The organism is Paenibacillus sp. J31R109 (assembly GCF_059692055.1).
The window spans coordinates 98,226-118,292 of sequence record NZ_JCAUAR010000012.1 but is presented as its reverse complement, the minus strand read 5'-3'; the positions used below and the strand labels follow the sequence as shown (position 1 = coordinate 118,292).

Sequence of the window (20,067 nt, the reverse complement as noted above, 5' to 3'; positions counted from 1 at the left end):
GGTAGTAAAACAAGCCTCCAACCTGACATCCAGGTTTGGAGGCTTGTCTATTTGAGATATCAACGCAAATCATTATAAGATTGAATCTTCATAAAGTGAATGGTAACCGCAGTCCCTTCCCCTTCAGTACTACGAATGGATAGATCATGCCCCAGCTTGATCGCCATTTGCTTCGCTAAGTAAAGCCCCATCCCCGTAGAGCGGCTGTGTGTTCGGCCATTTTTCCCTGTGAAACCTTTATCAAAAACCCGACTTAGGTCAGCAGCATCAATGCCTATCCCTGTATCTTGTATGATTAATCGCTTCTCGGAATCAGTTTCCTCCGAAAGGAAGCGAATGATGCCGCCATTGTCCGTGTAGGTCACGGCATTCGCCACAATCTGATTTAAGATATAGCTAAGCCACTTACTGTCACTGTTCACGTAGTGAGTAAGCTCTTCAATATCCGGACGAATACGTTTGGCAATAAACAGCTTCGCGACTTTCTTGACACTCTCTTTAACAAGTGTGTTAAGCGACAATTCAGAGATGAAATAATCCCGTGAAAAGGAGTCAATACGTGAGTAGTAGAGTGCTTGCTCGACATAGCTATCGATCTTGCTCAGCTCATCTTCGAGCTTATCTACGAGATATTCAGCTGTTTTGCCTGCACGGTTCTCCATAATAAGGCGGCTTGCGGCGATGGGCAGTTTCACTTCATGAATCCAGGAGAGGATGAAGTCCTGATGATTTCGGATCTCCGTGTGTAGGAGTTTGGTTTCGTTTCTCTGATCCTTTGAAAGCTGAATCAGCAGCTGGAGATAGATCTCTTGTTCGTTGGTTTGGGGTTCAGGCATCGCCGCGGCGACCCAATCTTGTTGATCGCTTTTGCTCTGAAACTCCTGAAGCTCTTTGTAGAAAGACTTTCGGTAGAAGTAACCGATAGTTATATACAAGGCTGCAAATAAAAAACAACCTGCATTCGTGTAGGTGATATTATTAAGGGCAGCTTGACCTTTTACACTGACAAGCATAATGAGTGAAACGAATAACATCGTCAACGCATACATGCCCATGAAGTATCGTTTATCCTTCAGATAAGTGAGAAAGTTCATGGAATGATGTACCCTTGTCCTTTCTTGGTTGTGATGAATTCATCGCGTCCAAGTTCTGCAAGCTTTTTGCGTAGGCGGGTAATATTAACGGTTAACGTATTGTCGTCGACAAAGCTTTCATCTTCCCAGAGCCCTCGCATCATCTGCTCACGACTAACGATTGCGCCTTGATGCTGCATGAGAATGGTGAGAATCTTGAACTCGTTTCGGGTCAGCTCCGTCTTCTGATCTCCACAAGCAATATCACCATCCTTCAAATTCAGGACGATACCATTATGCGTCATCACATTAGCTGAAGTCTCCATATACGAGTAGGTTCTCCGCAGCAGGGCATTGATTTTGGCGACTAGGACATCTGTGTAGAAAGGCTTCTGGATAAAGTCATCGCCACCCATATTCATGGACATGACCATATCCATAGGTGTGTTGCGCGAAGAGAGGAAAATAATCGGTACATTCGATAGTTCTCTGATTTGGCGACACCAGTAGAAACCATCGAACGCAGGTAAATTGATGTCCATCAACACAAGATGTGGATTCTCGTTGACATATAGCGTGAGTACGGCGTCGAATTGATCCGTGATCACCGTCTCAAATCCCCAGCGGCCTAGAGCTTCAGCTACCGTATCCCGTATCGTTTTATCATCTTCCACAATCATAATTTTCACAGAGGGAACCTCCTAAGGCCTGACAAATAGTGCGATACCAGAAATGGTAGCACAATCATGACAAAATTGTAAGGTTGCACGAGGACTTGTAAGTTACTTCGATGGTTGAGGCAATGAGAAGGCTGTAACATAGAGCTATAAGATTCAAACCATGCGTATTGGAGGAACCGATATGAAAATGATTGCCCAAGCAAAGCAACTGAAGAAGGTATATGGGTCCAAAGGAAATGTATTTACCGCGTTGCAGGATATTGATTTAACGATTACGCAAGGGGAATTTGTAGGTATTATGGGGCCATCCGGATCAGGCAAAACGACCCTGCTGAATATGCTAGCTACGATCGATCAACCTACCTCGGGGGAAATTATGGTGGACGGAGTAAGTCTGATGAAGATGAGTGAGGCTGAGCTGGCGACGTTTCGCCGTGAGAAGTTGGGATTCATTTTTCAGGATTACAATTTGCTGGATACCTTGACTGTAAAAGAAAATATCTTGCTGCCGCTCGCTCTAGCGAAGATGAATGTAGCCGAATTAGAACGCCGCGTAGAGGTGATTAGTAAGAAGTTCGGAATCGATCCGCTGCTTGATAAGTATCCGTACCAAATTTCCGGCGGGCAAAAGCAGCGGACAGCTGCATGTAGAGCCATCGTCTCGAACCCTAGCCTTGTGCTTGCGGATGAGCCAACAGGGGCACTAGATTCCAAGTCGGCGACAGAACTGTTAGAAAGCTTGCAGAACTTGAACATGCAGGATCAGTCGACGATTCTCATCGTGACACATGATGCTTTTGCAGCAAGTTATTGTACACGTGTTGTTTTTATTAAAGATGGTAAATTATTTACGGAGTTAAATAGAGGGACGTCCTCACGTAAGGAATTTTTCAATAAAGTCATGGATGTGCTCTCGGTACTAGGGGGTGGGGCAAGTGACCTTATTTAGCCTGGCCAGAAGGAATGTCCTCGGTAATCTGAAGAACTATTTGATTTATTTTATCTCGATGATTTTCAGTGTGGTGATCTATTATACGTTTGTATCCTTGCGGTATAGCGAGGAGATTGCAGCGAATATGCAGAAATGGGAGGGCATGAAGTCGGTTTTTACCCAAGCCTCCATTATTCTTATCTTGTTTGTAGCGGTGTTTATTTGGTATTCCAATTCTTTTTTCACCAAAAAGCGAAAGAAAGAAGTAGGCCTATACGCCTTACTTGGTGTTAGGAAGCGTAAGATTGGTACGATGCTATTTTATGAAAATATGATGATGGGGATTGGCGCAGTTGGCGTGGGGATTGTACTTGGCACATTGCTGTCCAAACTGTTCGCGATGATGTTCCTCAAGCTGTTGGATTCAACGATTGAAGTCAGCTTCAGCATTTCGTCCGAGGCGATCGTGAACACGCTTATCGTATTTGCGATTATCATCGTGGTGACTTCAATCCATAGCTATCGCTTAATCTATCGCTTTCAGCTCGTGGAATTGTTCAAAGCGGAGCAGGAAGGGGAACAGGTACCGAAGCCTTCCGTTTTCTCTGCCATACTTGCCATTGGACTCATCATTCTCGGTTATTGTACTGTATTTCAACCCATGACGACGTCAGCGCAAATGGGGCGGAATTTCCTCCTTATTTTCGGCAGCTTGATCGCGGGCACTTACCTGCTGTTTCGGTATGCACTTATTTACATCTTGAAAATCGCCCAGAAGACGAAATCTCGCTACTATAAGGGCATGAACATGATCTCCACGGCCCAATTAATTTATCGCATTCGCGGGAATACACGGATGTTCACCATGATTGCACTGCTCAGTGCGTTGACGCTCTGTGCAGTTACGGTAGGTTCAAGCGCGTTTTTTACAATTACGAATGACGCTGCAGATGAAGCGCCTTTCAGCTACATGCACATTTCGCAAGGAACAAAGTTTGATGGGCAGGTTCTTTCCATATTGGAGCAGGATGATGCACACCCAATTTCGGAAAAACTGGATGTGCCCATTATCCGAGTGAAGGCGGACGTGACTAATTTCTACTATCATCCATCGAATTATGATGTGAAAGCCGTTCCGATTAAGTTGATTTCGGCCTCGACATACAATAAGACTTCCGATTTGTTGAATCGACAAGGCCTGATTGAACTGAAAGACAACGATATCGCCGTCATTCAGCCGAGATACGCCACGTTTACCGATAATGAGGTGGTTGGGAATACGATTTCGTTCAATTCTCAGACGGGTAGTCAGACCCTGACGGTGAAACAGCGCATCGTAGGCAGAGTACTCCCGTGGAGCTTCCCGGATGCTTGCTTCATTGTGAGCGATAGCCTGTATGCAAAGCTGGTGCCAGGTTCGGATGAGGTCGTGTACAAAGGGTATGTGGTGAAAGATCAATCCTCGACGAAAGTAACCAGCGATACCCTGATGAAGCTGAAAACCGACCAGAACGGGATGTCCTCGTACTATTTCCAGTATCGTCAAAACATGGAATCCGCAGGGATGGATATCTTCACGTTAGGCTTCCTTGGACTTGTTTTTCTAGCCGCGACAGGGTGTATGATTTACTTCAAACAGCTCACGGACGCCAATGAAGATAAAGAACGCTATGCAATTTTGCGCAAAATCGGTGTTAGCCGCAAGGAAATCCGGACGACTATCGCCAAGCAGACACTATTCGTGTTCATGCTGCCTTTACTGATAGGTGTTGTACACAGCATCATGGTTCTCAAGGCACTAGCGACGATCCAATTGATTGGTGGAAATCTACTGATCCCAATTCTAATTACGACGAGCATTTACGCGGCTATTTATTTTTGCTACTTTGTGCTATGTCTCGGTGCTTCTAACCGTATTGTCAGCAGGTAAAATGGTAAACGTGACAGTATTGTTTTCATTCGCAGCACGAACGCTCATCGCGTGATGATCCATGATTTGTTTCACGATAGCCAGACCGAGACCGAATTGCCCTTTGCCGCCCGTGCGGAAAGGTTCGAACAGGTTATCTGCGATGTCTTGATCCAGCAGCGGTCCATCATTGCTCATCCTCATTTCAAAATGAGGAGCGGGCTTAACGCAGATACGAATGCAAGTCTCGGCATAGCGAAGTTGATTGTCGAGCATGTTTTCTAACGCGATTTTCCATTGTTCTTGATCACCGATCAATGTGTGCGGAGCGAGCTGCAGTTCCCAGTCCATCTCGGGACGCCGATAGCGGAGACGTTCAACGACATCTTCGATGACAGCTTTGATATCGAACGGATGGAAGGGCTTCTCCTTGGCCGTGAAATAATTCAACTTGTTCAACAGTAACAGATCGCGAATGCGCTTCTCTAGGCGTTCGCCTTCTTTCATAATGACGCCGATACTCGCGCTCAGCGTGCCTTTCGGAAAAACACCGTCTTGGATGGACTGCGCATAGCTGCGGATCACCATAACCGGTGTTTTTAGTTCATGCGAGGTGTGCTGCAAGAAGAATTGTTGCGCATGATCTTGCTTCACAAGTCGCTGGCGCATGAGTTCGATGGCTTTGCCTAGGCGGCCGATCTCATCTTTACGGCGGCCTGTATCGATGGGCTCGTGCCAATCGCGCTTGGCCATTCGGCCCACATGTTGCTCCATCTGAACGAGTGGGCGTGTGAAATAGCGGGCCAACAATAAGCAGGGCAGCCAGCTAGCTACGATTAGGCCTACCATCAGCAGCATCAATCTGCCGAACATCGACATAATCAGATCGTTGCGGTAGTTGCCCCAAGCGTAGGAAACGATAAAGTTCGGCGTTCCTTGGGTGACTTCTTTTCGAATCACATAGAAGATACTTTTGTTATCAATATTGCGTGAGTACTTCTCCACGGGCTGTAGTTGGGCTAAGGCATCTTTCTCCATAGCAGCCATGAACGGCTCTGCCGAATGGAGTGTTGTAGTTGTAGCCGTTGTAGCTGCGACGGCTTGAGCTGCTTGTGTGCCGCTAATGGTGAAATGACGGATGGAAGGGCCGGTCAATGTACTTTCCAGAGGAGCCGTGATCTGAGCAGATAACGTAGAGACTGCGGTCAATGTGCCGACAGAAGTGCTTATGCTCGGCTGTGCCCCCATATTGACCGTGCCGCTGGCTCCGCCATCAGGCACAACAATGACACGGTTACCGAGTGTTGGTTGTTCCTGTGACGTTGTAAGGTCGATAGGCTTTTGAGCAATAGGTGCAATAGGAATTGCAAAAGCAGGGCGTGGCTCAGCTAGGGTAGCTTCCACTTGGAGACCGCTTTGGGTATCCAGCAAAATACTATAAAGCTGCTCGGTGAAAAAGCCCTTTAATGTCCAGGGCAATAATACCGCGAGCAGTGTGAAAATCAGCAGGGTTAATGCAGCGAAGGCACTCCATAGTTTCATAGCGAGCGGCCACTGTCCTAGTCGAAGACTCATGATTTCACCATCCTATACCCGTATCCGTATACGGTTTCTAAGCGAAGTTCAGGTAACTTACGGCGTACTCTGCGCACTAAATCATCGACAACACGATCGGTGCCAAAGTAGTCGATGCCCCATACCGAGCGCAAAACTTGTTCGCGTTCGAGGACTTGTCCTTGATTTTGGACGAAATAGAGCAGCAGCTCAAATTCTTTCGAAGTCAGATCTAGCGTGTTGCCATCTAGATCGGTTACTAATCGCCCGGGTTCGTCGATGGTGTAGGTGGCGAATGTTGTGGCTGGCTTCACACGTCGCTCGGAAGAAGCAGTCAGAATCCCGTTTCCTTGGTGACTTTGGCCTGCATAGACACGTTCGAGTAGCTTGCGTGAACGAATCACAAGCTCACGAGGCAAGAATGGCTTGGCCAAATAGTCATCGCTCCCAAGCTCAAGACCAATAATGCGATCGATATCTGCATCGCGCGCGGAAATAAAAATGACCGGCTGCGTCGGTTGATCAGCTTTAATTTCACGCATGAGCTGGAACCCGTCTACGCCAGGCAGCATAATATCGAGGACCCACAAGTCCGGCCGCTCCGAGATGGCTTCTCTAGCTGAGGTTCCATCGGGGAACGAACGCACCTGCCACCCCTCTTTCTCCAAATAGGCCGCTAATACGCCTCGTAAATGTTCTTCATCTTCTACTAAATAGATCCTATACATCGTGTATCACGCCTTCCATGCCTTCTATAACATGAGGAAAAGTGGAGCCGAATCGCATCATATGCGACCGGATCCACCTTACTTATCCATTATTATTTTTTCTCAGTTTCTGTTGCTGGCTGTTCTTTGATATTTTTAATCATTTCACGCATGTCTTCTGTGCCCTTTACAAAATCCTTTAACAAATCTGGCAAGATCGCACGGATCGCTTCTGCATTATCCGCTTCTACAGCCTCTGTTAATTTTTGTTGTAGTTTCATGCTCTCAGACTCTACAGGCTTAGCTATCATTATATCACTCGTAACTCCAGCCTCAACTGGAAGAAGACGGGTAATCTGCTCGGGAGCTGTTCCATCGGACTTCGTGATGCTTGTAAGGAAGCCTTTTGTAGGATGAGTTACACCCTCTGGCAGATCTTTGATCTCGGTAGCTGTGAGCGTAGCTAATGGAGGCAAAGCTTCAATAGCTTTTCCGCCTTCAAATGAAGTTACGAAAGTAGCGCCTTCAGCAGGGATAGCTTGTACCGTACCATCCGCCGTAGCATCTTTACTTGAGATCGTTATGGTTTGAGCGAAGGAAGGCTTCGGTAGATCCGCTTCTACTTGCTTCCGATCGTCGAGTGCTTTCTTCCAGTCAGCAAGGGTATCTGGTGCGTACGTCGTAGCTAGCATTTTCAAATAGTTGCGCTCATGAGTAGGTTGGTTAAGCAAGCCTACACTCGAAGAGCGGAATTGAAGGGCTGGCACTGCTCCAACAGACTTTGCCATTTGAATGGCTTTGGCAGTGGGATGTACTTCACTTGTTGTATCCGCCGCAGATGCACTTACTGCACCGAATGCGATGGTTGTCATAATAGCTAGAAGGCTCGTTTGAACGGCGCGTTTTTTCCATGTTGTTTTCATAATGTGAAAACTCCTTTCGATTTATGTAGCATGCAGGGATGGTTGATTTCCCTTACACCCTTACTGTACCGAAAGATTATGGACATCCTATCGTAAGATTGTGGGAAATTATGTGTTTACACAAAAAAACACCCCTGAGGAGACCTCGGGTGGTGCTTACACGGAAGATTCAACTAAACATGTGAAAAGTGCAAATCTGCAGGCTTTTTCAGTGAAAACAGCCAAAAAGAACGAATGCCTGCGAAAATGCAGGTATTTAGCTGAAATATGCTCATAAGGCCGAGATTGTATGATAAAGCCTGCATATTCGCAGGCTTTATCTCTATCCGGCGGATTTATGAGTTGCAAAGATGCATATTCGCAGGCTTTCCGCACGCAACCCTTACATATTCAAATGCAGCTTCCGTGTATTCAACATCCCCTCAAGGCCCGTAGGGTCTTGGCTCACTTTGTACTGAACGAAAGTTTCGGCTTTCTCAGAGGTGCGAAGACGCAGTGGTTTAGGTTCCATCTCCGTCACGAGCTTGACGACAACATCAGCGACAGACTCAGAGGTTTGCGGTATGGAATTGCGGCTGGCAAAGGCGGCCATGTATTGGGTCAAAATCGGCTTGTAGTCATCTTCTAGGATGCCGCCGGTTTTTTGAACGTGGTCCATGACCGTAGCGTTAAAATTCGTGGCAATCGCGCCAGGCTCAAGCAGCGTGACGTCGATACCGAAAGCAGGCTTATAGTAAGTAGCTAAGCTTTCAAGCAAGCCTTCAACAGCAAATTTCGCTGCGCAGTAGATTTCATTGAAAGGTTGACCGACCAAGCCGCCAACACTCGTTGTCGCGATAAGATGAGCAGAATCCGATTTGCGAAGCAAGGGAAGTCCAGCTCGAATCGTATGCATGACCCCGTATACATTCGTATCAAATACGGATTGAATCTCTTTGAAGCTAGCTTGACCCAGCGCCCGCAGGAAACCGAAGCCTGCATTACAGAGGAGCACATCCAGATGCCCATGCTTCTGCTCAATGACGCCGAAGGCTTCTTCCATCGAAGCCGGATCCGTTACTTCCATTTCCATAAAATGCAGATTCGCGACGCTAGCATACTGATCTTGGTCCCGAGTGACATTGCGCGTACCTGCATAGACCGTCCAGCCAAGCTCGGCAAACTTCAGGGCGGTTGCAAGTCCGATACCTGAAGACGCCCCCGTAATAGCCATAATTTTAGTCATATGATGAACTCCTTATGTGTTTATTTATTTAACTGTTTAGAAACTAAACATTACAACTGGATATGGGATTCGTCAACTGGAAAATGAAAAAACCCAACCTTTGTTGGGATTTTAAACAGGCATTTTAGCTAGCAGCTGTTGCAATGTTGCGAGCTCTTCCTCTGTATAAGAAGTAAAGAGTTGTTCGATTTTGGTATTATACGCAGCGAGAATGTTAACTATGAGCTCATTTCCTTTATCCGTCATCTGCAGGAGGTGACTGCGGCGACTTGTCGGATGGGGTTTGCGGACGAGAAGGCCCTGTTCCTCCATTTTATCCAACAGCTGTGTAATGGCTCCTCGGGTTAGCCCGAATTCGTTGGCAATATCGACGGCAATGCAATCTGGATGCTTACGCAGGTACTCTAAGACGTACATCATGATCGGTGATATTTGAAATTGAGGCAGCACCTGCGTTAAGTAGGAGGAAATGACATTCTTGATCTCGCGAAATTTGGTCGTCATCCATTCATGTTCAGGTTTCATAGGTGTCATACAAAGCCGCCCTTTATCATTTAGTCTAAATCAGTATGCCAAAAAAAATGACCCACAGCAACGGGCTGTGGGTCTAAGTTTATATATTTTAAAGGGGGGTTGGTCTTTATTATAGGCAAGTTACATTAAAACAACATGAAAGTTAGATTTCATTTTCATTACAATTTTGACAGTGGTAAAATAAGTAGGAATGCCAAGCATAAGCTTGAGCTGGAGAGCGGGGTATTTCCTATTGAAGCATTATTCCATGAGGTCACATTTAACAATAACATTTGCCCTAATGGCCTTGGTTCCGATCCTGATTCTTGGCGGTTTCCAGGTTTCTCAAATTAAACATATTACGCAGGAAACGAACCAAAATCAGCGGCAGACAACGTATCGTCTAGGAGACGCGGTTGAGGCGTACATGTCCTATCATCGCAATGCAGTTGAAACTTTGGCGGCAACAATCTCGGCCTCGGATGCTGCTTTCAGGACCCGAGAAAGTCTAACGCTGAAGCTGCAATCGCTGCAAGAGAACTTGGAGGGATTTACAGGCATTTATGTGGTGGATGAAAAGGGGACCATTAAAGCGACACATCAGATGTCCATGGACCTAATTGGTGTAGATGTTAATGATCGGGACTACACTAAACGGGTGAGGGCCGGACAGAAAGCCATTATTTCTTCGTTATTTACAGGTCCAGAGAGCTTGAATCAACCAGCTTTAGCTATTTCCGTACCGATTTACAAAGGGAATAAACAAGTGGATGGTTTCGTTCTGGCTGTGTTGGAGCTAGCTCCGATTAAGACGCTTGTGACGAAGTACGATTACGGGACAGAGACGTATCCTGTTGTGCTGGATCATGCAGGCAAGCCTATTTATCATCCGAATGCTGCGTTAACGGCGTCCATGGCGGATTTATCGAAAGAGCCAGTTGTGGCAGATGCCAAAACGTTAAAACAAGGAGAAGGCACCTACACGCTAAGCACTTCATCACACAAAGAACTCATTACCTATAAGCTGATACCAGACTTGAATCTCATCGTTTGGGTAAGCCGATCAACAGCAGCTGTCAACGCAGCTTTCACCGAATCATTACGGATCACGCTGCTGTTGCTAGTGTTCACATTAATCTTAACCGTACTGCTAGGCAGTCTGTTGGCCCAAAGATTAAACGGCACGATCCATGCCTTAGTCGGCTATACACAGCGACTAGCTGGAGGATCGTTTGCCCAGCCTGATACGAAGGTCGTGCCGCGGGGAGCCCCTTCCGAGCTGCATCAGCTAGCGGAGCATTTCTTCCGCATGGCGGCACAGATTAAGGAGAACCAACGCGCCTTACTGCAGCTGAATAGTGAGCTTGAGCATCGCGTAGAGGAGCGAACACAGCGATTGCAGGACGAGCATGCGACGTTGAATGCTGTCCTAGAAAGCATGTCCGATGCGATCGTCTTGATTGATGTGCAGCATAACGTGCTGTATGCCAATCATCAGATGGCAGAAAGCTTCGCAATTCCGATGGGTGAATTAGCCCATATGCCTGAGGCTGATTTATTCGAGCGGATCGCCGAGCTTTTGACGGACGACCAGGATAAAGTTCAGCTGAGCAAGCTGACGGCTGAGCCTAGGGTACAAAGTGCTTTGACCGTGAATACCGTGCAAGGCAAGCCCCGATTTATGATGGTTTCTGCGTTTCAAGTTGCGCGGGAGGGGCGGGTTTTTGGCCGCGGGTATGTATGGCGGGACAGGACGAAAGAGCATGAAATTGACGCGCTTAAGAACGATCTCATCTCACTCGCATCGCATGAATTCAAAACCCCGATTACGAGTATTCGCGGTGGTGTGGAAACATTGCTGCGCAGGGATGCGCACTGGGATGAGGACTTTAAGCTGGAACTTCTTGAAGGTATTCATGAAGACATAGGCCGTATCCAAGATCTCATTGATGAGTGGCTGGATATTTCCAAAATCGAATCGGGAGCGATGGGCATTCATCCACAATCGTTGAAGCTAACTGCCGTGATTGAAAGTGCTAGAAACAGAATGCCTGAAGAAATCAGCGCAGCGAGGCCTCAATTCGAGGTGGAGTTGCCTGCAGAAACACCTCTGGTATTTGCAGATAAGCTCCGTATGGAGCAAGTTTTTTTGAACTTGTTTATCAACGCGGTTCGCTATAATGAGCGGCAACCGATCATAAGCGTAACCACCCATGCGGATGATCAGTATGTCTACGTTCACGTGCAGGATAATGGCATCGGTATTGCAGAGGAGCATTTGAGCAAACTGTTTGATCGCTTCTATCGCGTAGATGTCTCATCAAGCCGCCAAACGGGGGGAACAGGTCTGGGTCTGGCCATTTGCAAAGGGATTATGGATGCTCATGGTGGAACCATTCAAGTTGAAAGCCAGCTGGGTAAGGGAAGTCGTTTCACATTGATGATACCGCGATTTAATGGGGGAGATGAGCTAGCATGAGCGCAAAGAAAATCATGATCGTTGACGATGAGCCCAAAATCATCCGTTTCATCGCGGCGAATCTGAAATCGTTAGGATTTGAGACAGTAACCTGTCAAAGCGGAGCTGAAGCGTTAGAAAAGGCGGAAGCAGCTGATCCGGACTTGATTTTACTAGATCTAATGATGCCAGGGATGGATGGCTTCGAAGTACTACGCAGACTGCGCACCTATTCCAATGTGCCGGTCATTATGCTAACTGCCAGAAGCAATGGTGCGGATAAAGTGCAGGGCTTGAATCTCGGTGCTGACGATTATTTGACCAAGCCCTTCTCGTTGGATGAACTGTTTGCCAGAGTCAATGCGGTGCTTCGTCGCCTGGATGGACGCATGCCTGCTACATCGACAGTGAGTGAATTGACCGTTGGACCTGTTCAAGTCAATTTGGCTCAGCGACGCATTTGGGCAGGAGATGCCGAAGTGAAGTTTACGGAGACGGAGTACAATTTGTTTGTTCTGTTGTTGCAGCATGTAGGGAAAGTGATGACGCATGAGCAGTTGTTGAGCGAAATATGGGGAAGCGAGTACCGCGATGAGGTCGAATATTTGCGCGTTACCATCGCGCGGATTCGGCAGAAGCTGAAGACCCACACCGAAGGGCAGGAACTGATTGTGACCTACCCTGGTGTTGGTTATATGGCGAAGGGGGATTGATTGCCCACATAAATATGGTACATTCCTTTATTTGGTAGTATACTGGTAGTAATATTTTTATAGACTTACGCGTATCTTTCTAACGTATGATAGTTCGTCTTATTGGCGATACATCTACGTATGGGGGTGAGCGAGTTGTCTGACAAAAAAGGTGATGATGAGGAAATGATTAACAAGAGTAAAGAGGAACAAGTTCCACAAGTGACGACGGTTTCAAATGAACAAGCGATGAAAGCGGCTCTTGAGCAATTCGATACCTATCGCGATACTTTTAAAAAGTTGGCGAAGAATTAGTGTACATAAAAATTACTCTCGAGCAAATTGTTAAGTTTCACGACTATGCAATTATGCAAGACGGTGGTTTGCCGGGTATCAAAAATATGGGGCATTTGCAAGCGATCTGGGACACCTTTTCATAATTTTTTCGGAACTGAGTTATACCCAGGGCTCTCGTATAAAGCCGCTATTTATCTCGAATCTATAGCACAAGCGCATGCTTTCAATGATGCTAATAAGCGTACCGCCGTTCTTGTCATGCTAACTTTTCTTGCTTTGAATGGTCGACCTCTTGTAGTAAGTCAAGATGAATTGTTTGCTATGGTACTTGCAGTAGTAACTCACGAAGCTGATATTCCAACCCTTGCGGAATGGATCGAAAATAAAATATAAAAAACCATTTCCTGTATTAGGGTGAAATGGTTTTTTTATTGGAAGCGCGAAGGGGGATTAATTGGCTGAAACTAATTATTCGTCAAAAGCTGAACATCCAGCGGGTAATCAGGCAACTCGAATTCACGCGTCGTCCCTGCTGACAGGTCTACCACTGTCATCCCATTCCAGCCCGTATCGGCATAAGTGACGCCTCCTGTGAGATAGGCGTAACGACCATCAGCGCTGCTGGCGACCATTTGGTGCATACGACTTAACGGCAGGATCTTCTCCGCATAAGTGTTCACGTCGAGCACAGTCAAATTAGGCTTACCCGTTGCGCTGCCTGCCGAGCCGATACCAACGATTAGCAGCTGCTTGCCGTCCTGGGACAGTGTAACTCCCTCTTGATGCGTGTTGCCCGTCAAGGGTTCAGTTGTGTAGCTGCCGCTCTTCGGATCAAGCACCACAAGGCCGCGGCCTTGGTAGGGGAGAAGTAGGCGGCCATCTGAGCGGACAGCGGCATAATGCGGTTTCTCGAAGCCGCCTTTACCGAAAGGAGCAGCCTCTAGCGTGCGGCCTTTGAGGGTAAAAGGATCGACAGCCGTCACCGTATAGCCGTCGTGGTCGATACTGTATACTTCACGGCCGTCGAGGCTGGTTACGACATCAAAAGGTCGAACGCCAACGGGCACTCGGCCTGTCATCGTGAGCTTTTCAGTGTCTAAGATTTCTAGTTGACTCTTGCCGCCACTGAGATAGACACCGATATAAGCGAATTTACCATCGGGTGATACGGCAATGCCCATCCCGCCAGAGCGATATTCGCCAAAGTTTGGTTTACCTACATTAGCCTGATAAGGAACAAGAGCAAGCCGTGTACGAAGCTTTGTATCGATAACGGCTACACCTTCAGCTGTCGACACATAAGCGCGATGATCGGGCCCCTCAGCGATAGCAAAAGGGGCTTTACCTACGACAAGTTTCTCCATCTTGCCAGAAGTGGGATCGAGGAACGACATGTAGTCACTTTTCGAGTGTGTCACCATGAGGGTTGTAGCGGTAGTCGCCGATGGCGAAGGGTTTGGAGTCGTAGGTAAGGAACTTGGCGCAGGTGTTTGTGCGGCAGCGGTAGCAGTAGTTGGAGATGGCATTGATGTCTTCGTCGGAGTGATGCTGCCCACTGCACTCGGCTGTGGGCTGCTACAGCCAACCAAGACAAGAAACAGCGTGAGCGGTGTTAAGCGTGCGAATAGCGTTTTATTTGTAAATAGCATATAGATGGTCACCTCTGGTTTTAGAGTGAAATAAGCTAGGGAAACAGTACCTGTGGATAAGTTTAGCAAACAAAGGTAAGGAAGAGAACCTGATCCCAGGTCGTCTTCCTTATCTTTTTGTTATTCGGTTTTATGATCGCTGCTTACTTTTTCAAGTTTAAAGTGACGCCTGTTGCTATAGCCCATGCACCCACTGGCGCAACGGTGTACGTAGTATCTGGAACCAACTGAGCGTTATTGAGAAGCGTGAATGTACCAACGGCACCTTTGCGTGTCGTCAAGCTGTATTCAGCCGTCAGAACTGTGCCATCGGCAGCAGTAAGGGTTACACGGCGTGAAACGAAAATTTCATCCTTCGGATCTTGTGTTAGTGTAACTGCAATCGTCTTCGCATCTACGGCTGCTGCGGATTGAAGCTGAAGCGGAGCGATTTCTTTTGCCGTAAATGTAGGGTTCTTCAAAGTCGCCCAGTCAGCGGAAACCGTATATGTCACACCAGGGTGGAAGGTCTCACCGTTTGGCAAAATGAACTTCGGCGCTTGGCGACCATCGGTTGCTTGCGTAAATGGCAAGTAATTCGCTGTCATCGTTGCACCACCCTCAGGGGTGATTTGAACTTGGCGATTCCGCATGGAAGAAAGGATTTGGTAGGTCGTGCCGTTGTAGCTATTATTTTCGTCAACAATAAATGCACCTGGACGACCCTTGCTGTAAGCCGCGATAACATAACCATAATCCGCAACACCATCCGTTAGATGGGATTCAACTTCAAATAGATCATTGGCAACCTGAGCTGTGGAATCCAAACGGATTTGCTCTGTGCTAGCTGTGAAAGCAACGGCAGGTTGACCTTTATACGTCAGTGAGTAGGTTGTGCCTGCTTTTTGTGTTGGAACCGGAACGATATACGTGGACACAGAGCCTGTTTTGAGGCGCGGCACGTTATTGATGGCAAGGCCATTGTCAAAAACAAAGTTTTTGGACGCAGGATCCAGCTCTAATTCCGCAGTAGGAATCGGTTCAGAGAAGGTGACTTGTAGGGAAATGGCATTCAACACTTCTAGCTTCGTCACACGAACGGGAGCCACTTGTTGAGCTTCAACCAAGAGCAAGGCAGCTTGGCCGCGTGTTACTTGGCTGCTGAGTGAAGCGTAGCTTGGCAATTGGCGAATCGTAGCAGCGTCTACTTTAAGTACTGTTGCGATGATGCTGCTCAATTGCTCGGCAGTAATTGTTTGTGCCCCAGCGAATTGTTGGCCAGACACACTATTCATAGCACCTAGTGACTGAAGGGAAATCGCGTAGTTATAGAACCAATCTTTTGAAGTCACATCTTGAAAAGGACTAACGGTCGTTGCATCCACAGCAGTGTTTATGTGGAAAGAGAGAGCTACCATTTTGGCAATTTCACTACGTGTGACGGCTTGATTAGGTCTGAATGTGTTGTTCTCATAACCAGAAAGCACTTGCTGCTGAGCTAATTGCTCAATCGCAGTCTGGATCTGTGTAACACTTGCGGAATCTGTGAAAGGATTGGCTGCTAGAGCATGATAAGGAAGGATAGCGGATAATCCGATAGTTGCTGAAATCGTAAGAGCGGCTAGAACTTTTTTATTATTTTTCATCGAGAAACACTCCTCAAGTGGATTAGATTTGTTTGTTGCGCTGTTGTCTACAGGACTAAGCTTACTCCTTCGCGCATAACAATCGCATAAAAATGAGGGGGGAGACATTACAATTTCGTAAAAATGGATGAGGGTGGGGAAGGCAAATCCAGTGGCCCTCTGACTAGTTCAATCTAAAATAAATGCAAATCTACATCTTTTTACGCATGTTCAGACGTTTATAGTGAAATACCTGCAAAAATGCAGGAATTATCAGCAATTTAGCCTTATTAGCCTGTTTGTTGGCAAAAAAACTGCATATTCGCAGGCATTCAAATTCAACAGAACTATGATGAGAAAAAGCCTGCACTTTTGCAGGAATCGGACCCTATAAATATAAAAAGAGCCTTCCACCAGTAGTCGAAGCTACTAGGAGGACAGCTCTTCTTTAATGTAGGACACAATGTCAACTAGTTGGCGAGTGCATCCTGTTTATTCTCATTTTGAACGATACTGTGTGAAGATGAGCCCGTAAGACGTTGCGGAGGAAAGACTTGACGTACTGGCGCAATGATAAGCGCAGCAACGGCAGCTTTAATGGCATCCCCAGGAAGAAACGGATAGCAGCCGAGTGTCATTGCTTTGGCAAACGTGTAAGAAGGAACTTTATACATTAACCAAGGGACGCCGGCCAGATATAGAATCAGAGAGCCGAAAATTTCAAGAACAAGGAAAGCCGCGACATAGCCCATGATGCCTTTTAAACGAATACGAGGTAAAATGAGACCAATGAGCATGGCGGAAAACGGCCAAATCATAATAAATCCGCCAGTTGGTCCGAGAACTAAGCCTATTCCGCCGCTTCCATGTAGGAGTGGGAATCCAATGGCAGTAAGTACAACGACAAGCGCCATGCTAAGGAATCCGTAACGCGCACCGAGTAAACCTCCAGCGAGCATAACAGCTAATGTTTGAAGGGTAATGGGTACTTGTGAGTTAGGAACGGAAATACTGAAAAAGCTGAATAAGACGAGAATAGCTGCAAATAGGGCACTGAAAATAACACCGCGTAGCGTAAGTTTCATATTGTCGATCACTCCTGTTTCTGGTATTGTTAATCTATTGTCAACCAAATAGCGAATACCAAGTTGACAATACAGATGATAGCACAACTGTTTGAAAAGTGAAAGGAACTTTTTTACACATGCCTATAAGTGAGAATTTAATGTCATTAAAGAATGCTTCTATCATTTATCGAATGGAGTCTGGAGAAGGGCGGCGTGTGTGGTCGGGCGTCTCGTTAGATATTCATAGAGGTGAGTGGATAGCTGTTGTAGGCCCAAATGGAAGCGGGAAGAGTACACTTGCTAGTGTACTGCTAGGGTTGAACCCATTGTCAGAGGGGCAAATTCTGCGCAGTCCGGATGAGGGGACTTCAATGACGCGAGGCGTACTTCAACTGCCAGAAGCACAGTTCATAGGAGAAACGATAGCGGAGGAACTGGACTTTCTACCACAGTCTCAGCAGTTATCTGCTGAAGAACGTATGGACTGGTATGCCAATGTGTTAGCTACCGTAGGCTTAACGTTATCGCCTGAGCGAACAATGGCTACCTTATCTGGTGGGCAGAAACAGCTAGTCAATCTCGCTGCAGCTCTCGCGGCTAATCCAGAGATTTTGCTTTTGGATGAACCAACAGCGATGCTGGACCCAGCTTCACGGCTAGCAGTCCGCGCAGCTGTACGCCTTGCACATCAACGGGGAACGACGATTGTTTGGATTTCACATCGGCTGGAAGAGGCAACGGATGCGACGAGGGTGATCGGATTTGGCGATGGGAGAATTACATTTGATGGTGAGCCGCGTAATTTCTTTTATGGAGAAGCTGAAGGGGCTGGGAAGAAAGTTTCGCCTTGTGTGGAGCTTGGATTTGATCCCCCTTTTGCGATCCAAACGGCGATGCATTTGCTAGAACAGGGGCTCATTCTAGATCCACTACCGTTGAGTATGGAAGAACTGGCGGAGGCGATCTCATGTCGATAGACGTACAAGGAGTCCGTGTCACTGCACCAAATTCACCAGAAGTGACGCTGATTCAAGATATAAGTTTTAGCTTGGAAAAGGGTACCGTGACGCTGCTTATCGGGCATGCAGGATCAGGGAAATCTACACTGCTGCAAGTCATGTCGGGACTACTTCAACCGCAAGCTGGAAGGGTTACACTGGATGAACAGCCTCTTTGGCTCAAAAATAACAAGGTAGATTCAAACCTGCTGCTTCGATTCGGGTTAACGTTCCAGTTCCCAGAGCAGCAGCTGTTCGCACGGAGCATACGACAAGAATTCGCTTACTCGCTTAGGCCATACAAGCTGTCAACGGAAGAGCGTGAACGCCGCATCCATGATGCGACGCAAGCGCTCGATCCCCATGGCGTATTCGCCATGGATCGCTCGCCCTTCGCGCTCAGCGGCGGCGAGCAGCGCCGGCTCGCGCTGGCGACGACCTTCGCCACGGCCCCGGATTGGCTCCTCATGGATGAGCCAACTGCCGGCCTCGAGGCGGCCGCCGTCCGCGAGCTGCTGCGCATGCTGCGCGAGCGTAAGCGTCGTGGCGGACTCGTCATCGCCACGCACGACCTGGACACGTTCTTTCCGCTAGCGGACCGTGTCCTCGTTCTAGACCATGGCGAGCTCGTCTTCGACGGCTCGCCGCAAGAGCTCTGCCGCGCGCCCGAGGTGCTGGCGCGCGCAGGCGTTGGCCTCCCGAGCTGCGCGGAGGCCTCACAAGAGCTGGCGCGCGTCGGCATCGCCATCGCGCCGGATCTGCTCACGCCGGCGCTTGCCGCGTCGGCGATCTTGGCCGCGCTGCGCGACGGCGGCAGCGCTCCGGCGCAGGCAGCGGCCACGCGCGCAGCAAGCGTGCCGCCGCCAGCGGAGCGGCCGCTGCAGCAGCCCGCGCCGCTGGCCGGGTGGCTGCGGCTGGACCCGCGCGCCAAGTGGCTGCTCTACCTGCTGCTTGCCATCGGCACGATGGGGCAGCAGGGGTGGGGCAGCCTCGCGGTGGCCGCAGGGCTCCTCGGCTGCGCCTTTCTCGGCCTCCCGCGCACGGCGTTACGCGGGATCCGCAAAATCGCGGCGTCTTATGCGATTTTCTTGATTTTTTCCATTGCACTGGCGGGGATTCAATTCTCGCCGTTCGGCTACGCCGTTGACAAAGGCTGGAGCACGGCTTTCATTCTGACACGATTATTTGTCGTGTTGATGGCAGGCTATTGGCTTGCGACATCGACGCCATATGGTCAACTCGTGCAGGGATTGAACTGGGCATTGAAGTACTTGCATAAGGTGAAGTTGCCCGTGGCATCGTTCTCTTTAGCAGTTTCGTTTGTTTTTCGCTTCATACCGCTCATTATGCGGGAGTGGCAGCAATTCTCAGCCATTGTACGAGCACGAGGCAAAGCATCTGTCCGTCCAGGCAGTGTTCGCGTGCGCGACATCCCTGCATTGGTTGTGCCGCTTTTGCTAGCAATGTTCCACAAAGCGGAGCAAATGACGGTCGCGATGGAGATGAAACAAATGGATGGCAAAACGTTGCTGCTAAGGAAGAATACCTTGCAGTGGCAGCGAGGGGATACCATCTTAGTGGTTGTTGCTTTACTGGTTTGGGGAGTTTTGCTATTTACGTAGTAGGAGCAACAACCTAGTAGCATCGGTAGTCTAGTAGGTAACCAGCAAGCAGGCTGCTAACGGATAAGGCAGATGCTACTAGGTTGTATTTAATATGTAATACTCCCCACACATTATCGAAATCTAGGTATATTTCTCTCAACCATGGCTTACACATAGAGTAAT

18 protein-coding genes are annotated in these 20,067 nt (G+C 48.0%); 8 read left to right on the top strand and 10 right to left on the bottom strand.

Features of this window, described 5'->3' with window-relative positions; translation table 11 throughout:
• Positions 1-59 precede the first annotated feature (59 nt).
• Together AC58QT_RS25215 and AC58QT_RS25210 are read right to left on the bottom strand one after the other, a co-directional pair.
• Positions 60-1,094, bottom strand: a complete 1,035-nt coding sequence (locus tag AC58QT_RS25215; RefSeq protein WP_497411401.1) for a sensor histidine kinase — start codon at positions 1,092-1,094, stop codon at positions 60-62.
• Positions 1,091-1,762: a response regulator transcription factor gene (locus tag AC58QT_RS25210; protein ID WP_497411400.1), complete on the bottom strand. Its 672-nt coding sequence runs from the start codon at positions 1,760-1,762 to the stop codon at positions 1,091-1,093. The genes AC58QT_RS25215 and AC58QT_RS25210 overlap by 4 nt, the downstream gene beginning before the upstream one ends.
• A gap of 172 nt (positions 1,763-1,934) precedes the next feature.
• Here AC58QT_RS25210 and AC58QT_RS25205 point away from each other — a divergent pair, with 172 nt between their 5' ends.
• Together AC58QT_RS25205 and AC58QT_RS25200 are read left to right on the top strand one after the other, a co-directional pair.
• Positions 1,935-2,702: an ABC transporter ATP-binding protein gene (locus AC58QT_RS25205; RefSeq protein ID WP_497411399.1), complete on the top strand. Its 768-nt coding sequence runs from the start codon at positions 1,935-1,937 to the stop codon at positions 2,700-2,702.
• Entirely contained in the window at positions 2,689-4,614 is a 1,926-nt protein-coding gene (locus tag AC58QT_RS25200) for an ABC transporter permease (protein WP_497411398.1), read from the top strand. Before AC58QT_RS25205 ends, AC58QT_RS25200 begins: the two co-directional genes overlap by 14 nt.
• Here AC58QT_RS25200 and AC58QT_RS25195 read toward each other — a convergent pair.
• The 5 genes from AC58QT_RS25195 to AC58QT_RS25175 form a co-directional block, all read right to left on the bottom strand.
• The gene (locus tag AC58QT_RS25195; protein WP_497411397.1) at positions 4,576-6,168 is read right to left on the bottom strand and encodes an ATP-binding protein; all 1,593 of its coding nucleotides are present in this window, start codon (positions 6,166-6,168) and stop codon (positions 4,576-4,578) included. The two genes, AC58QT_RS25200 and AC58QT_RS25195, sit on opposite strands and share 39 nt — an antisense overlap.
• Positions 6,165-6,875, bottom strand: coding sequence for a response regulator transcription factor (locus AC58QT_RS25190; protein WP_497411396.1), 711 nt, complete (start codon positions 6,873-6,875; stop codon positions 6,165-6,167). Before AC58QT_RS25190 ends, AC58QT_RS25195 begins: the two co-directional genes overlap by 4 nt.
• Positions 6,876-6,967: 92 nt before the next feature.
• Positions 6,968-7,777 carry a hypothetical protein gene (locus tag AC58QT_RS25185; protein WP_497411395.1) on the bottom strand — a complete coding sequence of 270 codons (810 nt, stop codon included), beginning with the start codon at positions 7,775-7,777 and terminating at the stop codon, positions 6,968-6,970.
• 382 nt (positions 7,778-8,159) lie between these two features.
• The gene (locus AC58QT_RS25180) at positions 8,160-9,002 is read right to left on the bottom strand and encodes an SDR family oxidoreductase (RefSeq protein ID WP_497411394.1); all 843 of its coding nucleotides are present in this window, start codon (positions 9,000-9,002) and stop codon (positions 8,160-8,162) included.
• 111 nt (positions 9,003-9,113) lie between these two features.
• The gene (locus tag AC58QT_RS25175; RefSeq protein WP_497411393.1) at positions 9,114-9,536 is read right to left on the bottom strand and encodes a MarR family winged helix-turn-helix transcriptional regulator; all 423 of its coding nucleotides are present in this window, start codon (positions 9,534-9,536) and stop codon (positions 9,114-9,116) included.
• Positions 9,537-9,783: 247 nt separating this feature from the next.
• Between AC58QT_RS25175 and AC58QT_RS25170 the strand changes: the two genes are divergently transcribed.
• From AC58QT_RS25170 to AC58QT_RS25155, 4 genes are all read left to right on the top strand, one after another.
• Positions 9,784-11,994: a sensor histidine kinase gene (locus AC58QT_RS25170; protein WP_497411392.1), complete on the top strand. Its 2,211-nt coding sequence runs from the start codon at positions 9,784-9,786 to the stop codon at positions 11,992-11,994.
• The gene (locus AC58QT_RS25165; RefSeq protein ID WP_497411391.1) at positions 11,991-12,686 is read left to right on the top strand and encodes a response regulator transcription factor; all 696 of its coding nucleotides are present in this window, start codon (positions 11,991-11,993) and stop codon (positions 12,684-12,686) included. Before AC58QT_RS25170 ends, AC58QT_RS25165 begins: the two co-directional genes overlap by 4 nt.
• A 135-nt stretch (positions 12,687-12,821) precedes the next feature.
• Complete coding sequence (locus AC58QT_RS25160) at positions 12,822-12,980, top strand: hypothetical protein (RefSeq protein ID WP_497411390.1); 159 nt, start codon at positions 12,822-12,824, stop codon at positions 12,978-12,980.
• A gap of 45 nt (positions 12,981-13,025) precedes the next feature.
• Positions 13,026-13,355: a type II toxin-antitoxin system death-on-curing family toxin gene (locus AC58QT_RS25155; protein ID WP_497411389.1), complete on the top strand. Its 330-nt coding sequence runs from the start codon at positions 13,026-13,028 to the stop codon at positions 13,353-13,355.
• Between the two features lie 71 nt (positions 13,356-13,426).
• On the opposite strand, the gene AC58QT_RS25150 is transcribed toward AC58QT_RS25155, so the two are convergent.
• The 3 genes from AC58QT_RS25150 to AC58QT_RS25140 form a co-directional block, all read right to left on the bottom strand.
• Positions 13,427-14,611, bottom strand: coding sequence for a YncE family protein (locus tag AC58QT_RS25150; protein WP_497411388.1), 1,185 nt, complete (start codon positions 14,609-14,611; stop codon positions 13,427-13,429).
• Positions 14,612-14,754: 143 nt separating this feature from the next.
• Positions 14,755-16,236: an S-layer homology domain-containing protein gene (locus AC58QT_RS25145; RefSeq protein WP_497411387.1), complete on the bottom strand. Its 1,482-nt coding sequence runs from the start codon at positions 16,234-16,236 to the stop codon at positions 14,755-14,757.
• Positions 16,237-16,685: 449 nt separating this feature from the next.
• Positions 16,686-17,300, bottom strand: a complete 615-nt coding sequence (locus AC58QT_RS25140; protein ID WP_497411386.1) for a biotin transporter BioY — start codon at positions 17,298-17,300, stop codon at positions 16,686-16,688.
• A gap of 140 nt (positions 17,301-17,440) precedes the next feature.
• On the opposite strand from AC58QT_RS25140, the gene AC58QT_RS25135 reads away from it, so the two are divergent.
• Together AC58QT_RS25135 and AC58QT_RS25130 are read left to right on the top strand one after the other, a co-directional pair.
• On the top strand, positions 17,441-18,259 hold the full coding sequence (locus AC58QT_RS25135; protein ID WP_497411385.1) for an ATP-binding cassette domain-containing protein: 819 nt from the start codon (positions 17,441-17,443) through the stop codon (positions 18,257-18,259).
• The gene (locus AC58QT_RS25130; protein WP_497411384.1) at positions 18,250-19,902 is read left to right on the top strand and encodes an ATP-binding cassette domain-containing protein; all 1,653 of its coding nucleotides are present in this window, start codon (positions 18,250-18,252) and stop codon (positions 19,900-19,902) included. The genes AC58QT_RS25135 and AC58QT_RS25130 overlap by 10 nt, the downstream gene beginning before the upstream one ends.
• The last annotated feature ends 165 nt before the right edge of the window (positions 19,903-20,067 follow it).

Coding starts and splice junctions, on each gene's coding strand:
- AC58QT_RS25145 (WP_497411387.1), bottom strand. CDS start 16,236: ATGAAAAATAATAAAAAAGTTCTAGCCGCTCTTACGATTTCAGCAACT.
- AC58QT_RS25155 (WP_497411389.1), top strand. CDS start 13,026: ATGCAATTATGCAAGACGGTGGTTTGCCGGGTATCAAAAATATGGGGC.
- AC58QT_RS25150 (WP_497411388.1), bottom strand. CDS start 14,611: ATGCTATTTACAAATAAAACGCTATTCGCACGCTTAACACCGCTCACG.
- AC58QT_RS25185 (WP_497411395.1), bottom strand. CDS start 7,777: ATGAAAACAACATGGAAAAAACGCGCCGTTCAAACGAGCCTTCTAGCT.
- AC58QT_RS25165 (WP_497411391.1), top strand. CDS start 11,991: ATGAGCGCAAAGAAAATCATGATCGTTGACGATGAGCCCAAAATCATC.
- AC58QT_RS25215 (WP_497411401.1), bottom strand. CDS start 1,094: ATGAACTTTCTCACTTATCTGAAGGATAAACGATACTTCATGGGCATG.
- AC58QT_RS25205 (WP_497411399.1), top strand. CDS start 1,935: ATGAAAATGATTGCCCAAGCAAAGCAACTGAAGAAGGTATATGGGTCC.
- AC58QT_RS25195 (WP_497411397.1), bottom strand. CDS start 6,168: ATGAGTCTTCGACTAGGACAGTGGCCGCTCGCTATGAAACTATGGAGT.
- AC58QT_RS25130 (WP_497411384.1), top strand. CDS start 18,250: ATGTCGATAGACGTACAAGGAGTCCGTGTCACTGCACCAAATTCACCA.
- AC58QT_RS25170 (WP_497411392.1), top strand. CDS start 9,784: ATGAGGTCACATTTAACAATAACATTTGCCCTAATGGCCTTGGTTCCG.
- AC58QT_RS25135 (WP_497411385.1), top strand. CDS start 17,441: ATGTCATTAAAGAATGCTTCTATCATTTATCGAATGGAGTCTGGAGAA.
- AC58QT_RS25175 (WP_497411393.1), bottom strand. CDS start 9,536: ATGACACCTATGAAACCTGAACATGAATGGATGACGACCAAATTTCGC.
- AC58QT_RS25140 (WP_497411386.1), bottom strand. CDS start 17,300: ATGAAACTTACGCTACGCGGTGTTATTTTCAGTGCCCTATTTGCAGCT.
- AC58QT_RS25180 (WP_497411394.1), bottom strand. CDS start 9,002: ATGACTAAAATTATGGCTATTACGGGGGCGTCTTCAGGTATCGGACTT.
- AC58QT_RS25190 (WP_497411396.1), bottom strand. CDS start 6,875: ATGTATAGGATCTATTTAGTAGAAGATGAAGAACATTTACGAGGCGTA.